Source organism: Streptomyces sp. NPDC049040, assembly GCF_043197715.1.
Taxonomy (GTDB): Bacteria; Actinomycetota; Actinomycetes; order Streptomycetales; family Streptomycetaceae; genus Actinacidiphila.
Map to the genome: position 1 here is coordinate 227,409 of NZ_JBICTO010000006.1, position 15,851 is coordinate 243,259.

At 69.5% G+C, this 15,851-nt stretch carries 11 protein-coding genes; 5 read left to right on the forward strand and 6 right to left on the reverse strand.

Features of this window, described 5'->3' with window-relative positions:
• Nucleotides 1-3: 3 nt before the first annotated feature.
• Complete coding sequence (argF, locus tag ACGFMP_RS18650; RefSeq protein WP_393673543.1) at nt 4-1,014, forward strand: ornithine carbamoyltransferase; 1,011 nt, start codon at nt 4-6, stop codon at nt 1,012-1,014.
• Nucleotides 1,015-1,053: 39 nt separating this feature from the next.
• Here the strand turns inward: argF and ACGFMP_RS18655 are convergent, their stop codons facing one another.
• The 6 genes from ACGFMP_RS18655 to ACGFMP_RS18680 form a co-directional block, all read right to left on the reverse strand.
• Entirely contained in the window at nt 1,054-1,926 is an 873-nt protein-coding gene (locus tag ACGFMP_RS18655) for a geranyl diphosphate 2-C-methyltransferase (RefSeq protein ID WP_393673544.1), read from the reverse strand.
• Between the two features lie 129 nt (nt 1,927-2,055).
• A complete protein-coding gene (locus ACGFMP_RS18660; RefSeq protein WP_393673546.1) occupies nt 2,056-3,105 on the reverse strand; it encodes a family 2 encapsulin nanocompartment cargo protein terpene cyclase in 1,050 nt (349 codons plus the stop codon).
• A 16-nt stretch (nt 3,106-3,121) separates the two neighbouring features.
• Nucleotides 3,122-4,564, reverse strand: a complete 1,443-nt coding sequence (locus ACGFMP_RS18665) for a family 2B encapsulin nanocompartment shell protein (protein ID WP_393673548.1) — start codon at nt 4,562-4,564, stop codon at nt 3,122-3,124.
• A 488-nt stretch (nt 4,565-5,052) separates the two neighbouring features.
• The gene (locus ACGFMP_RS18670) at nt 5,053-6,582 is read right to left on the reverse strand and encodes a helix-turn-helix domain-containing protein (RefSeq protein WP_393673550.1); all 1,530 of its coding nucleotides are present in this window, start codon (nt 6,580-6,582) and stop codon (nt 5,053-5,055) included.
• 152 nt (nt 6,583-6,734) lie between these two features.
• Complete coding sequence (locus ACGFMP_RS18675) at nt 6,735-7,934, reverse strand: hypothetical protein (protein ID WP_393673552.1); 1,200 nt, start codon at nt 7,932-7,934, stop codon at nt 6,735-6,737.
• Nucleotides 7,931-8,746, reverse strand: a complete 816-nt coding sequence (locus tag ACGFMP_RS18680; protein ID WP_393673554.1) for a class I SAM-dependent methyltransferase — start codon at nt 8,744-8,746, stop codon at nt 7,931-7,933. Before ACGFMP_RS18680 ends, ACGFMP_RS18675 begins: the two co-directional genes overlap by 4 nt.
• Before the next feature lie 379 nt (nt 8,747-9,125).
• Between ACGFMP_RS18680 and acnA the strand changes: the two genes are divergently transcribed.
• The 4 genes from acnA to ACGFMP_RS18700 all read left to right on the forward strand — a co-directional run bounded on the left by acnA (nt 9,126) and on the right by ACGFMP_RS18700 (nt 15,585).
• Nucleotides 9,126-11,840 carry an aconitate hydratase AcnA gene (gene acnA / locus ACGFMP_RS18685; protein ID WP_393673777.1) on the forward strand — a complete coding sequence of 905 codons (2,715 nt, stop codon included), beginning with the start codon at nt 9,126-9,128 and terminating at the stop codon, nt 11,838-11,840.
• A gap of 417 nt (nt 11,841-12,257) precedes the next feature.
• Nucleotides 12,258-13,682 carry an N-acetylglucosamine/diacetylchitobiose ABC transporter substrate-binding protein gene (gene ngcE / locus ACGFMP_RS18690; protein WP_393673556.1) on the forward strand — a complete coding sequence of 475 codons (1,425 nt, stop codon included), beginning with the start codon at nt 12,258-12,260 and terminating at the stop codon, nt 13,680-13,682.
• 42 nt (nt 13,683-13,724) lie between these two features.
• Nucleotides 13,725-14,651, forward strand: coding sequence for a carbohydrate ABC transporter permease (locus ACGFMP_RS18695; RefSeq protein WP_393673558.1), 927 nt, complete (start codon nt 13,725-13,727; stop codon nt 14,649-14,651).
• 10 nt (nt 14,652-14,661) lie between these two features.
• Nucleotides 14,662-15,585, forward strand: coding sequence for a carbohydrate ABC transporter permease (locus ACGFMP_RS18700; RefSeq protein ID WP_393673560.1), 924 nt, complete (start codon nt 14,662-14,664; stop codon nt 15,583-15,585).
• The last annotated feature ends 266 nt before the right edge of the window (nt 15,586-15,851 follow it).

Below are 15,851 nucleotides of genomic sequence, written 5' to 3' on the forward strand. Positions count from 1 at the left end.
CGCATGGCCGTCGATCTCAAGGGTCGCCACTTCGTCAAGGAGCTGGACTTCACGCCCGAGGAGTTCCTGGGTCTGGTGGAGCTGGCCGCCGACCTGAAGGCCGCCAAGCGGGCCGGCGCGGAGGAGCCGCGGCTGCGCGGCCGCACCATCGCGCTGATCTTCGAGAAGACCTCCACCAGGACCCGCTGCGCCTTCGAGGTCGCCGCTGCCGACCAGGGTGCGCGCACCACCTACCTGGACCCGGCGGGCTCGCAGATCGGACACAAGGAGTCGGTCAAGGACACCGCCCGGGTGCTCGGCCGGATGTTCGACGCCATCGAATACCGCGGCTCCAGCCAGGCCGCGGTCGAGGAACTGGCCCTGCACGCCGGTGTGCCGGTCTACAACGGGCTCACCGACGACTGGCACCCCACCCAGATGCTCGCCGACGTGCTCACCATGGCCGAGCACACCGGCGGCGTCGCGGAACTGGCCTCCCGCGGGACGGCCTTCGCCTACCTCGGCGACGCCCGGTTCAACATGGGCAACTCCTATCTGATCACCGGCGCCCTGCTGGGCCTGGACGTGCGGATCGTCGCGCCGAAGGCGTACTGGCCAGGCGAGGAGGTCGTCGCCCGCGCGCACCGGCTCGCCGAGAGCACTGGCGCGGCCATCACCCTGACCGAGGACATCGCCGAGGGCGTCAGCGGCTGCGACTTCGTGGTGACCGACGTCTGGGTCTCCATGGGCGAGCCCAAGGAGGTCTGGGCCGAGCGGATCACCGCGCTCGCGCCGTACGCGGTCACGATGGACGTGCTGCGGGCCACGGGCAAGCCGGACGTGAAGTTCCTGCACTGCCTGCCCGCCTACCACGACCTCGGCACCGAGGTCGGGCGGCTGATCCACAACCAGTACGGCCTGACCGAACTCGAGGTCACCGACGAGGTCTTCGAGTCCTCCCACTCGGTGGTCTTCGACCAGGCGGAGAACCGCATGCACACCATCAAGGCCGTCCTGGTCGCCACCCTGGCCTGACGCCGGGCCGACCGCCCGGCCCGGCGTCAGAGCCGCGGGTCAGACCCGGTCGGCCACGATCATGAGGTACTGGAAACTGCCGTTCTTGTACGCGGTGAGGAAGGTGTCCTCGATACCTGTGACCAGGTGTTCCGCGGTCTTGCGCAGCTCCCAGTACGGGATGGTGGCCTGCGTCAGGTCCTCGACGTGGACCGGGACCAGCCGGTGGCGGGCCATCGCGCGGAAGTACTCCGAGCGCGGGTGGATGTCGCAGATGTAGTGGGCGTTGATCAGGGACACCTCGCGGGAGGCCTGGCCGTAGGTGTCGTTGTAGCAGCCGGTGATCACCACGTAGCGCCCGCCGCGCCGCAGCAGCCGGGCGTGCTCGGCGAACAGCAGGTCCAGCTCGACGTACATGGTGGACTCGTTGTTCCATGACGCCGCGTAGGAGCCGGTCGGGAAGCCGGTGTCCAGCATGTTCCGGTGGTGGTAGCGCACCTTGCCGTCGATGCCTCGCGCGCGGGCCTGCCCGTTGGCGAAGTCGGCCTGCTTGGTGGACAGGGTCACCCCGTCCGCGTGGCACTCGTACTGCTGGTGCGCCACCACGCTGCCGCCGCCGCGCCCGCAGCCGGCGTCGAAGACCCGGTCCGCGGGGGAGAGCGGCCCGAGGCGGGAGGCGAGGAGTTCGGCCTGGGCGTGTTCGAGGCGGTGCAGTTCCGCGGTGACCCGCTCGGCGCGCCGGACGGGGTCGGCCTCGTCGAGTACGGACCACTTGACGTCGCCGACGCCGTAGTGGTGGTGGTAAAGGTCGTCGATCCCGCCGAGTTCGAGGTTGACCGGGTTCTTCTCGGCGTTCCAGTAGTCCGCGACACGGCTCTGGTACGTGGACTGGGCGGGCAGCGATGCTGTGACGCCGGACTGGGGGATGGGCAACGGTGGCTCCTTGCGGTGCTGGTACTGGTGCTGGTCGTCGCGCTGTTCTGCGCACTGGCGCGATCGGTTCGCGGTGCCGGTGCGCACCACGAAGCGGAGGTCCGCGTATGCCCGTGGGCGGCCCTGGACTCACCAGTAGTTGGGCAGGTGGTAGCGGTGGCTGTTGGTCGCGTGCCACTCGTGGTTGCCTGCCACCCAGTCGGACAGGCTGCGGGCGTAGCGCTCGATGAGCGGCGAGGTCGCCGACAGCGCGGCCGCCTCCTCCTCGAAGGCCGCCATGACCTCGTTGTGGATCTCGACGCTGCGCAGGTAGCCGGCCCTCAGCCCGCGCCCCTCGTTGGCCGCCACCACCTGCGGCAGGTTGAGGTGGTCCGGGTCGCTCTCCATCTCCCTGGTGAAGGAGTAGAGGTCGTTGACGATGGTCGTCGCGTTGCAGGCCAGGGCCGTGATCCGCTGGATCTCGGGACGGGCGTAGAGCACCTCGGGCAGCTCGTAGCCGTCGACGGCGTCGACGATCGACAGGCACGGGCGGAAGTTGTTGAACTGCCGCATGACCAGGTACTCCCACACCTTGGGCGCGTACCGGGTCTCCGCCCAGGCGGCCTCGGCGAGGTAGCCCAGGTGGAGGCGGGCGATGTCGTGCACGAAGCGGCCGGTCTGGCTGGGGGTCGCGAAGGCCGCGTAGTCCTTCATCGCCCAGCGGTAGGAGCGCAGCGGGCCGTCGGCCTGCACGCCGTGCTGCCACTGGGCTTCCAGCTCCGGCGTGCCGTGGAAGGGGTCGATCGCGGACTGGGCCATGATCAGCGGGCCCCCCAGCCCGCGGTGCGATCCGCCCCGCCCCTCGTCCTCCTCGCAGTAGCAGCTGTCGACCAGGTTCTCGGCGAGCAGCAGTTCGCCCGCGGCGGTCAGCCGGTCCAGGTCGACCGCGGCCGGGTGCTGGAGCACCACGGCCCGGCCGAACTGGAACCCGGCGAAGTCGCCCTTCCAGGCCGGCGGGAAGAGGTCGAGCTCCCGTGCCCAGGCCTCCAGCCTGCGGTCGACCTCCTCGACCTTCCCCGGGTCGGCGGGCACGGCGGGCCGGTGCATGAGCCCGGGGACCGCTCCACTGCGCCGGGCGGGGGAGAGGGTCGGCGGTCCGGGCAGCAGGCGGGGTGCGCCGGCGTTCGCGGGAGCGCTCATTGCGTACTCCACTCGTTCACTCGGCCGCTCGGCCGATCTGGACGTTCTCCAAGATCCCGGCCGCGTCGGGGACCAGGATCGCCAGCGAGTAGTAGGCGGTGACGAGGTAGTTGACGACCGCGGTGGTGTCGATGCCCATGAAGCGCACGCTCAGGCCGGGCTGGTGCTCCTCGGGCAGACCGGTCCTGTGCAGGCCGATCACCCCCTGGTCCGCCTCACCGGTACGCAGCGCGATGATGCTGCTGGTGGACTGCGCGCTGACCGGGATCTTGCCGCACGAGAAGATCGGGACGCCGCGCCAGGCCGGCACCTGGTGGCCGTCGACGGTCGCTGTACCGGGCACAAGGCCGTGCTTGCTGCACTGCCGGAAGAAGGCCGCGATCGCCTTGGGATGCGCGAGGAGGAGCCGGGTCCCGCGCCGCATGGACAGCAACTCGTCGAGGTCGTCGGGCGTCGGCGGACCCGACCAGGTGCTGACGCGCTGGCCGTAGTCGGTGCTGTGCAGCAGCCCGAACTCCCGGTTGTTGACCAGCTCCCACTCCTGGCGCTCGCGGATCGCCTCCACCGTCAGCCGGAGCTGCTGCTCGGTCTGGTCCATCGGGTCGCCGTAGAGGTCGGCGACCCTGCTGTGCACCCGCAGCACCGTCTGCGCGAGGGACAGCTCGTGCTCGCGCGGCGCGAGCTCGTAGTCGACGAAGCCCGCGGGGATCGCCTGCTCGCCCCTGTGGCCTGCCCGCATCGGGACATCCGCCTCGCCCTTGCGGTTCACGGGCAGCCGCTGCCGCTCGGCGTGACCGGCCAGGTGTGCGGCGAGCGAGGGTGCGCGCTCGGTGAACCCCATGAGGTCCTGCCACGGCATGGACAGCACCACACCCGCGGTCTCGGCCCGCGCCGAGACCGGCCACAGCGGGTCAGGCCGGCCGATGGCCTCGTCCCCCAAGTGGTCGCCGTCACCGGCGAGGCCGACGACCGCCTCCTCGCCGTACCTGCCGGCCGTGAAGCGGGTGAAGCGGCCGTGCACCACCAGGTGGGCCTCGGTGACCGGCCGGCCCTCCTCGAACAGCAGCTCGCCTGGCCGTACCTCCCGGACCGTGAAGCGGGAGGCGATCTCCTTCAGGACGTCGTCGTCTCCGTACCCGCGCAGCGCGGGCAGTTCGGTGAGCGTCCGGGGGATGACCCGGATGTCGTCGGCGCCGTTGTGCTCGAACTGCACCCGGCCCCGGCCGGTGCGGAGCTGGAGGCGCCGGTTGACCCGGTAGGTGCCGCCCTCGACGTCGACCCAGGGCAGAGCCTTGAGCAGCCACCGTGAGCTGATCGCCTGCATCTGCGGTTTCGACTTGGTGGTGGTGGCGAGCAGGCGTGCCGCCGTGGTGCCGAGGCTGGTGCGTTGTTCGCCGACGGCGGGTTCGGGGACCGGTTCGTCGACGGCTGGGCCGGCGGCGGCTTCCGGTGTGGACACGTTTCCTCCCGGCGGATGGACACAGGTGCACGACCCGGTCGCCGAGGGACAGGCGACCCGACCGCGGACCAAGCCAATCAGCGGGCGGCGCGACCCGGTATGGCGTGAAGGGGGTGCTTTCATGCACTGGTGGTGCAAACCTCCCCTTGGGGGCAGTGCGCGGGCGCGCGGATCTTCGCGCGCCCGCGCACTGCCTCGCGCCCCCCCACGCGCGGGGTTTCGGAGGCCGCACCCCGATGCCGTACCCGATGCCGGCCCCGTCGCCGGGCGCCCCGGGAGCGGCAGGGCATCCCGGGGCGCCCGGCCCCGGCCATCCCCGGGGCCAGGCCGCATCGCGGCGGTCCCCCGCCGAGGGAACGCAAAGCGGCGCCGCACCCCGTCAGCTCGGGTGCGGCGCCGCTCCTTCGTCGGACGCCGGGCCGGAACCGGACGACGGACCTCCGGATGCCGGGTGCCGGACGTCAGGCCCGCAGCGCGGGCACGGGACGTCAGATGTCGCGGAAGATCTCGATCTGCGCGCCGATGGTGTTCAGCCGCTCCGCCAGGTCCTCGTAACCGCGGTTGATGACGTAGACGTTGCGCAGCACCGAGGTGCCCTCGGCCGCCATCATGGCCAGCAGGACGACCACCGCGGGGCGCAGTGCCGGCGGGCACATCATCTCCGATGCGCGCCAGCGGGTCGGGCCCTCGACCATGATCCGGTGCGGGTCGAGGAGTTTGACGGCGGCGCCCAGCCGGGTGAGCTCCGTGAGGTAGATCGCCCGGTTGTCGTAGACCCAGTCGTGGATGAGGGTCGAGCCCTGTGCGGTGGCGGCGATGGCCGCGAAGAAGGGCACGTTGTCGATGTTGAGCCCGGGGAAGGGCATCGGGTGGATCTTGTCGATGGGCGAGCGCAGCTTGGACGGGCGGACGGTGAGGTCCACCAGGCGGGTGCGGCCGTTGTCCGCGCGGTATTCCGGGGTGGCCTCGAAGTCCAGGCCCATCTCCTCGAGCACCGCGAGCTCGATCTCCAGGAACTCGATCGGCGCCCGGCGGATGGTCAGCTCGGACTCGGTGACCACGGCCGCGGCCAGCAGGCTCATCGCCTCGACCGGGTCCTCGGACGGGGCGTAGTCGACGTCGCGGTCGATGTGCGCCACGCCGTGCACGGTCAGCGTCGTGGTGCCGATGCCCTCGACCCGTACACCCAGCTCCTCCAGGAAGAAGCACAGGTCCTGGACCATGTAGTTGGAGCTGGCGTTGCGGATGACGGTGACGCCCTCGTAGCGGGCGGCGGCCAGCAGCGCGTTCTCGGTCACGGTGTCGCCGCGCTCGGTCAGGACGATCGGGCGGTGCGGGGCGACGCCGCCGGTCACCTCGGCGTGGTAGGACCCGTCGGTCGCGGTGACGTCGAGGCCGAAGTGCCGCAACGCGTTCATGTGCGGCTGGACCGTACGGGTGCCGAGGTCGCAGCCGCCGGCGTACGGGATCCTGAAGCGGTCGGTGCGGTGCAGCAGCGGGCCGAGGAACATGATCACGCTGCGGGTGCGGCGGGCCGCCTCGGTGTCCATGGCGGCCAGGTCCAGCGTGGCGGGCGGCACGATCTCCAGGTCGTTGCCGTCGTTGATCCACCGGGTGCGCACACCGATGCTGCCGAGCACTTCGAGGATGCGGTAGACCTCCTCGATCCTGGCGACCCGGCGCAGCGTGGTGCGCCCCGCGTTGAGCAGGGTCGCGCAGAGCAGCGCCACGCAGGCGTTCTTGCTGGTCTTGACGTCTATGGCCCCGGACAGCCGGCGGCCGCCGACCACCCGCAGGTGCATGGGTCCCGAGTAGCCGAGCGAGACGATCTCGCTGTCCAGGGCCTCGCCGATCCTGGCGATCATCTCAAGGCTGATGTTCTGGTTGCCCCGCTCGATCCGGTTCACCGCGCTCTGGCTGGTGCCGAGCGCGTCCGCGAGATGGGTCTGTGTCCAGCCCCGATGCTGTCGGGCGTCCCTGATGAGTCTGCCGATACGTGCGAGGTAGTCGTCGGTCATATTAGTGACCCTATCTCATATATGAGATAGGGCAACGCGGGTACCGCCATCCGTGGCGCGCATCGCCGTGACCCGTACGGCCCCGCGGAGAGCATCGCCGACGCACTTCACCGTACCCACTGCGGCCCGTCGCGCAACCCCTGCCACACAGGTCACAGCCGGGCTGACCAGGTGCGGCGTCGCGGCACCGCGTCCGAGGGCCGCTTGACCCGCGGCACGATCACCGCCATCAGACAGGACACCGCCATCCCGATCAGGCCGACGACCACGCCCAGTTTGGCCGCGAGCGACACCTGCGGCAGCACGAAGACGGCGATGTCGAGACCGAAGGACGCGGCGCTGACCACGGCCAGAGCCGCCGCGACCCGGTTGAGCCGGGTGTCGAGTGCCTCGGAGCGCTGCGAGGAGGCGGCAAGCAGCGAGTTGCTCACATAGCTGAGCAGCTTGTCCGCCCGCTCCTGCGTGTCGTCGAGCCCGATCACCTGCCGCGCGGACAGGTAGCTGGCCCGGTGGGCCTGGGTCGACTCGATGCGATAGCCGTCGAGATGGTGGAAGTCGGCCCACAGGCCGTCGAGGAAGCGGCGGAAGGCGTGCACATCGGTGCTCTCCGGGTGGCCGTGCGCCAGGTCGCCGAGCACCCAGCGCCCGGCGATCAGCGCGCCGACCAGCAGGGACTGCTGCGCCACCGCGATGTCGGTCGGCTCGGTCATGGTCAGCAGCTCCATCAGCGGAGTCGCCGGGTCGCAGTCCCAGGCGTAGGTGTACGGCAGGAGTATCCGGCAGTCGGGCCCCGAGATCAGCGCGGGCACCCGGGCGTCGGACTCCCATGGCGGGTCCTCGGTGACGAAGTGGCAGTTGTAGCGCGCCGACTGGCGGTCGATCGGCGACTGCGAGCCGTTGAGTGCCAGGTCCGGCCGCAGTGCGATGCCCTGCACCAGGCCGCTGGTCACCGAGGCGCTCAGCACCGCGGCCAGGATCGCGGCGTCGGCCTCCCGCAGCGTCCTGTTGACCTCGGAGTCCAGCGCGTCGAGGTCCGGCAGCGCCAGCTCCCGCAGGTCCTGCTCGTGCCGCAGCGCGTAGATCACCAGGACGGTGCCCGCGGTCAGGATCCTGGCATGGCAGGCCAGGATCTCCGTGCCCGGCAGTGAGACCGAGCCGATGACCACGGCGGTCAGGTCCAGCTCGATGGTGCTGTCGGGGTTGTAGGCCAGCGACTTCAGGCCGCCGACGACCGGTTGCAGCTCACCGTGGCCGGGCACCGCGACCAATTCCATCGCGGTCGCCGGGGAGCGGTGGTGCAGCGGGTACGCACGGCTCTGGAGGTGCAGCACCTCCCGCGGACCGCGGCTCACCGCGCCACCGCCACGTACTCGGGGATCAGCTCGGACTCGGGCACGGTCACCGCGCCCAGGTAGCGGCGCTGGAGGTCCTCGGGGCCGAGGTCGAGCAGCGGCCTGCCCAGCAGCGAGGTCAGCTCCCCGTTGGTCAGGTACGAGGCCTCCGGCGGTATCGCGCGGCTGCGGAACCAGTCCCGCTGCCCGGCCAGCACCGTGCTGCCCGACGCGGCGGCGGGCCAGTAGCTCACCGCGGTGACCGCGGTGCCGCCGAAGCCGGCGCCCAGCGCGGCCACCGCCAGCGCGTCGTCCGGCGGCAGATAGAAAAGGACGCCCTCCACCACGTAGGCCACCGGGCGCCCTGCGGCCAGCTCGCGCACCGCCGCGGCCACCCGGTCGCGGTCGGCGGCGCTGCCCAGGTCCGCCGCGAGGTGCCGGACGTCGCGCGGCGGGAGCGTCCCGGCGGCCGCCAGCTCCGCCGCCCGCCGCTGCTTGGCCTGCGCCATCCCGGGCAGGTCGACCTCCAGGGCGACGGGGAAGGGCAGCAGCCAGGGATACGAGGAGAAGCCCGCGCCGCAGACCACGAGCACGGTGTCGGGGTCCGCCTCGAGCGCCGTGCCCAGCACGTCGGCGATGAAGCGGCCGCGCAGCGCGACGACGAGGTCGTCGTGCGGGTAGACGGCGTCGGCGTACTCCTGCCAGAGCTCCTTGACCCCCGGCCGATCGCCCTGCGGGATCCAGGCCGCGGCGAGCGGGTCGGCGGCGAGGTCGGGCCTGCGGGCCCGTGACTCGTTGACGAGATAGGCGGTGAGTGCGACTCCACCGTGCATGGTGCGAGAACCCCCGTGGGTGCTTGGTCGACGGCATTGACGTCCCGTCATCCCCCTTGGTACCACCGCCCCACGGGACCCGCGCAAGTCCCGCCCTGGCGCACTCAGGGCGCGCAGGACCGGCGGGCGCGGGAGGGCCCGCAGCGGCGGCCGCCGGGAGCGCCGGTGCCGGGTGGGCCGGCCGGCCCCGTGGCCGCCGGGGGGAGGTCCGGGCCGTCGCGGAGACAGGACACCGGCCTCCGCACATGAACCTCGGGCCGTCATGTACTAGAGTTATCTCGACATCGAGATATCTGCCGAGGCGTACCGCGACCGCGCTTGCAGCGGGCAGCGGGGATGCGCGCGCAAGGACGCAGGACGACGCATGAAGGAGACTGCCGTGTCGGCGAACAGCTTCGACGCCCGCAGCACACTGCAGGTGGGCGACGAGTCGTACGAGATCTTCCGGCTGGACAAGGTGGAGGGCTCAGCCCGGCTGCCGTACAGCCTGAAGGTGCTGCTGGAGAATCTGCTCCGCACGGAGGACGGCGCGAACATCACCGCCGGGCACATCCGCGCGGTCGGCGGCTGGGACTCCCAGGCGCAGCCGAGCCAGGAGATCCAGTTCACGCCGGCCCGGGTGATCATGCAGGACTTCACCGGTGTGCCGTGCGTGGTGGACCTGGCCACCATGCGCGAGGCGGTGAAGGAGCTGGGCGGCGACCCGGCCCGTATCAACCCGCTGGCGCCGGCCGAGCTGGTCATCGACCACTCGGTGATCGCCGACCGCTTCGGCACCCCCGACTCGTTCGCGCAGAACGTCGAGCTGGAGTACGGCCGGAACAAGGAGCGCTACCAGTTCCTGCGCTGGGGCCAGACCGCCTTCGACGAGTTCAAGGTGGTCCCGCCCGGCACCGGGATCGTCCACCAGGTGAACATCGAGCACCTGGCCCGCACCGTCATGGTCAGGAACGGCCAGGCGTACCCCGACACCCTGGTCGGCACCGACTCCCACACCACCATGGTCAACGGCCTCGGCGTGCTCGGCTGGGGCGTCGGCGGCATCGAGGCCGAGGCCGCGATGCTCGGCCAGCCGGTGTCGATGCTCATCCCGCGGGTGGTCGGCTTCAAGCTGACCGGCGAGCTGCCCACCGGCACCACCGCCACCGACCTGGTGCTCACCATCACCGAGATGCTGCGCAAGCACGGGGTGGTCGGCAAGTTCGTCGAGTTCTACGGCGAGGGCGTCGGCGCCACCTCGCTCGCCAACCGCGCCACGATCGGCAACATGTCGCCGGAGTTCGGCTCCACCGCGGCGATCTTCCCGATCGACGCCGAGACGATCAGCTACCTCAAGCTGACCGGCAGGTCCGAGCAGCAGGTGGCGCTGGTCGAGGCGTACGCCAAGGAGCAGGGCCTGTGGCTCGACCCGGCCGCGGAGCCCGACTACTCGGAGAAGCTGGAGCTCGACCTGTCCACGGTCGTGCCCTCCATCGCCGGGCCCAAGCGCCCGCAGGACCGGATCGTGCTGGCGAAGGCCGCCCAGCAGTTCGCCGTCGACGTGCGCAACTACGTCACCGACGACGAGGAGGCGGGCAAGGAGTCCTTCCCGGCCTCCGACTCCCCGGCCACCCACAACGGGGTGCCCGCGAAGCCGACCCTGGTCACGGCGGAGGACGGCAGCACCTACGAGCTCGACCACGGCGCCGTCACCGTGGCCGCCATCACCTCCTGCACGAACACCTCGAACCCGTACGTGATGGTGGCCGCCGCGCTGGTGGCCAAGAAGGCCGTCGAGAAGGGCCTGACCCGCAAGCCGTGGGTCAAGACCACCCTGGCCCCCGGCTCGAAGGTCGTCACCGACTACTTCGACCGGGCCGGCCTGACCCCGTACCTGGACAAGCTCGGCTTCAACCTGGTCGGATACGGGTGCACCACCTGCATCGGCAACTCCGGGCCGCTGCCCGAGGAGGTCTCCAAGGCGGTCAACGAGGCCGACCTGGCGGTCGCCGCGGTGCTGTCGGGCAACCGCAACTTCGAGGGCCGGATCAACCCGGACGTCAAGATGAACTACCTGGCGTCCCCGCCGCTGGTCGTCGCGTACGCCATCGCGGGCTCGATGAAGCTGGACATCACCCGGGACGCGCTGGGGATCGACCAGGACGGCAAGCCGGTCCACCTGGACGACATCTGGCCGACCGAGGCCGAGGTCAACGACGTGGTCGCGTCCGCGATCGGCGAGGACATGTTCCGCAGCTCCTACAGCGACGTCTTCGCGGGCGACGCCCAGTGGCAGGCGCTGCCGATCCCGACGGGCAACACCTTCGAGTGGGACCCGCAGTCCACCTATGTCCGCAAGCCCCCGTACTTCGAGGGCATGGCCATGGACCCCGAGCCGGTCACCGACATCAGCGGTGCCCGGGTGCTCGCCAGGCTCGGCGACTCGGTCACCACCGACCACATCTCGCCGGCCGGTGCGATCAAGGCCGACACCCCGGCCGGGCAGTACCTGACCGAGCACGGCGTGGAGCGCCGCGACTTCAACAGCTACGGCTCCCGCCGCGGCAACCACGAGGTCATGATCCGCGGCACCTTCGCCAACATCCGGCTGCGCAACCAGATCGCCCCGGGCACGGAGGGCGGCTTCACCCGCGACTTCACCCTCCCGGACGCACCGGTGGCGTTCATCTACGACGCCTCGCGCAACTACATCGAGCAGGGCATCCCGCTGGTGGTCCTGGCGGGCAAGGAGTACGGCTCGGGCTCGTCGCGCGACTGGGCCGCCAAGGGCACCGCGCTGCTCGGCGTCAAGGCGGTCATCGCCGAGTCCTACGAGCGCATCCACCGCTCCAACCTGATCGGCATGGGGGTGCTGCCCCTGCAGTTCCCCGAAGGCGCCACAGCGGCCACGCTGGGGCTCACCGGCGAGGAGGCGTACTCCTTCACCGGGGTCACCGCACTCAACGACGGCACCACTCCGAGCACCGTGAAGGTCAGCACGGACACCGGCGTGGAGTTCGACGCCGTGGTCCGTATCGACACACCGGGCGAAGCGGACTATTACCGCAACGGCGGCATCATGCAGTACGTGCTCCGCTCGCTCATCCGGCAGTAGCCGGCCCGCTGGTGACTCACCAGTAGCACGGACCGCGTCTCCCCGTAAGGGGGGGCGCGGTCCGTCCGTTTTGTGCGAGACGATCCGTCGATCGTCGGCCATCGCCTCACGGGGGTCGCTCTGACCTGCGGTTTTGTCGTCCCACATTTCGGACAGGTCTCAACTCGGGAAAGCTTGCCGACCAAACGCGCTCTTGATCTTGCCCTGCCGGAGAGAAGTGGACTATACCTGTCGGCGTCCAGGGAACCTGCTGGAGCACGGGGTCAGGCGGGTCAAATCGGCAGGGTGGCACTGCCGGTCGTCGGATATCGTTCCCTGCCTCACTGGATGCACGGCATCACTCAAGCTTCAACTGTTCGCGGGCGTCGGCGGATTCCGCTGCACCGCATGAGTCCTGGAGAAGGCGAGGACTTGAGCATGGGATCCGAGTTCAACCGGCGCGATGCAATCAAGCGGGCAATGGCGATCGGCGTGGTGGCGATTCCGTCGGCTTCGCTGCTGTCGGCGTGTGCATCGTCCAGTGGCGGGGACAAGAACAAGCCGGTCGCGACCGGCACCAAGTCGGCGGCCAACCCGCTCGGCGTCAAGAACGGCGCGCCGCTGGAGGCCTTCGTCTTCAAGGGCGGTTTCGGTGACGACTACATCAAGTCCGCCGAGGCCGAGTACAACAAGACCTTCGGCACCACGGTCAAGCACACCGGCACCCAGGCCATCGGCCCGAAGCTGCAGCCGCGCTTCGCCAACAACACGCCGCCGGACTTCATGGACAACTCCGGCGCCGACAACCTCGACACCGCGGCCCTCGCCAAGGAGGGCAAGCTGCTCGACCTGACGCCGCTGCTGGACGCCGCCACCATCGACGACCCGTCGAAGAAGATCCGCGACGTCCTGGTCGCCGGCACCGTCGAGCAGGGCCAGTTCGGCTCGCAGGCGATGTACGCGCTGAACTACGCCTTCACGGTCTACGGCAGCTGGTACTCCAACAAGCTCTTCCAGGAGAAGGGCTGGACCTACCCCAAGACCTTCGACGAGATGATCGCGCTCGGCGCCAAGACCAAGGCCGCCGGCATCGCGCTGTTCACGTACCCGGGCAAGTACCCGTACTACGTGCACTTCGACCTGCTGGCCCAGATCGGCAAGGTCGGCGGCAAGGAGGCGCTCAACGCCATCGACGACCTGGAGGACGGCGCCTTCCAGGTCGACGCGGTCAAGCAGGTCGTCGGCTACTACGAGGAGCTGGCGGCCAAGAAGTACTTCCTGGCCGGTTCCGAGGGCAAGACCCACATCCAGATGCAGACCGACTGGACCAAGGGCAAGGCCGCCCTGGTGGCGGACGGCTCCTGGGTGGAGAACGAGGCCGCGCCCACCATGCCCAAGGACTTCGACCTGGCGGTCGGCCCCCTGGTCGGCGGCGGCGACAGCGACAAGATGCCCTTCGGCACCGTCTACGCGGCCGCAGGCGAGCCCTTCATCGTGGCCGCCAACGGAAAGAACCCGTCCGGCGGTATGGAACTGCTGCGGATCATGCTCGCCAAGAAGCAGACCGACAACTTCACCAACACCATCAAGTCGCTCACCTGCGTCGCGAACTCGGCCGAGGGCCTGACCCTCACCCCGGGCCTCGCCTCGGCGAACGCCGCGCTGAAGGCCGCCGGCACCAATGTGCTCAACGCGCGCATCCAGGACTGGTACAAGAAACTCAACAACGAGACCATCGGCAACCTGACCGCTCAGCTCCTCACCGGACAGATCAACGCCGCCAAGTGGATCGAGGAGGCCCAGAAGGCCTCGGACGCCACCAAGAAGGACTCGTCCGTGCCCAAGTTCAAGCACAGCGTCTGATCCGCATTCCCCCTAACGGCTGAGACGAGAGCGACCGGCGACATGCGACACGGCAAGTACCGGTTCATCATCGGCTTTCTGGCAATTCCCCTGGCGCTGTACGGGGTCCTCGTGATCTCGCCCTTCGTCCAGGACTTCCAGATCTCCATGACGGACTGGACAGGACTCACCCCCGACAAGCACTACATCGGGTTCGACAACTACCGGAAGATCATTCACAACCATCTCTTCTGGCAGTCGCTGTGGCACAACATCCTGCTGCTCCTGATCGTGCCTGTCGTGACGCTGGCGCTCGGTCTGTTCTTCGCTTTCATGCTCAACGTCGGCGGCCGGCGCAAAGGCAGCGCGTCGGTCGCCGGTGTGTGGGGTTCCAGCGGCTACAAGATCATCTTCTTCTTCCCGCAGGTGCTGTCCGTCGCGGTGATCGCCATCCTGTGGCAGCAGATCTACAACCCCGACCCCGACGAGGGCGTGCTGAACGTCGTCCTGCACGGCATCGGGCTGGGGTCGCAGACCCAGTCCTGGCTGGGTGACCCGAAGCTCGCACTGGCCTGCATCATGGCCGTGATGGTCTGGGCGAACGTCGGCTTCTACGTGGTGCTGTTCTCGGCCGGCATGTCGTCCATCCCGACCGAGATCTACGAGGCCTCGCTGCTGGACGGCGCCAACCGGTCGACCACCTTCTTCCGGGTGACGCTGCCGCTGCTGGCCGACACCGTGGCCACCGGCTGGGTCTACATGGGCATCATCGCCATGGACGCCTTCGCCTACGTGCAGCTGATGTCGGTCAACAACGGCGGTCCCAACGAGAAGACCGACGTCGTCCCGCTGCTGCTGTTCAAGACGGCCTTCCGGGACAACAGCCAGTACGGCCTGGCGGCGGCCATGGGTGTCGCCATGCTGCTCGTGACACTGGTGTTCGCCGTACTGACGCTGCGGCTGTCGCGCCGCGAGCGTATCGAGTTCTAGGGGTGCCGCGATGACAACCGAGACGATCGACGGGGCCCCCGGCTCCGCACCCCGCAAGTCCGGCACACCCGCCTCGGACGCGGCCCGCTGGAAGTGGCGGCGCAGCGAGGGCGGCGTGCTGAACGCCTTCAGCCACGTCTTCCTGGCCGTATGGGCCCTCATGGTGGGCCTGCCGCTGCTGTGGGCGCTGTGGAGCTCCTTCAAGAGTTCGGGGGACATCCTCAGCCACCCGCTGTCGCTGCCCACGCACCTGCACTTCGAGAACTGGTCGCACGCCTGGTCGAAGGCGAACATGGGCCAGTACTTCATCAACACCATCATCGTGGTCGGCTTCTCGACCGCCGGCACCATGCTCTTCGGCTCGATGGCGGCCTACGTGCTGGCCCGCTTCGAGTTCCCCGGCAACCGGCTGATCTACTTCACCTTCGTGGCGGGCATGGCCTTCCCCGTGGTGATGGTGCTGGTGCCGCTGTTCTTCGTGACCACCAACCTCGGCATCATCAACACCCTGCCGGGGCTGATCCTGGTCTACATCGCCTACTCGCTGCCCTTCACCGTCTTCTTCATGACGTCCTTCTTCCGCACCCTGCCGACCTCGGTGGCGGAGGCGGCGCTGGTGGACGGCGCGTCCCACACCAGGACGTTCTTCCAGATCATGGTGCCGATGGCCAAGCCGGGCATCATCAGCATCGGGATCTTCAACGTGCTCGGGCAGTGGAACCAGTACCTGCTGCCGCTGGTGCTGAACCAGGGCGACACCGACAAATGGGTCCTCACCCAGGGTCTGGCCGACCTCGCGGTCCAGCAGGGCTACCAGGGAGACTGGGGCGGCCTCTTCGCCGGACTGTCGATCGCCATGCTCCCGGTGCTTGCCGTCTACATCGTCTTCCAGCGCCAAGTGCAGGCAGGACTCACCGCGGGGGCGCTCAAGTAGTCCCCGGCAGGCCCGCGCGGCCACGCGCCCGCAAGGGCCGTCCGACGCCCGGCGGCTCCGCTTCGAGCGGAGCCGCTGCTCGGCGTTGGCGGACCCGTTTCGCATAACGGTGTGGTTCTGCCCCTTGACGGGACATCACCCCAAACACTCAACTTAGAGTTCACATGTTGTAGACGACGGGGTCTCGCTGGTGTGCTGCATCTGCATCAGGGTCGGCCCCGTCCCGTGCGGGCAAGCGGACACGGGCCGCCTGCCGGGCAGGAGTG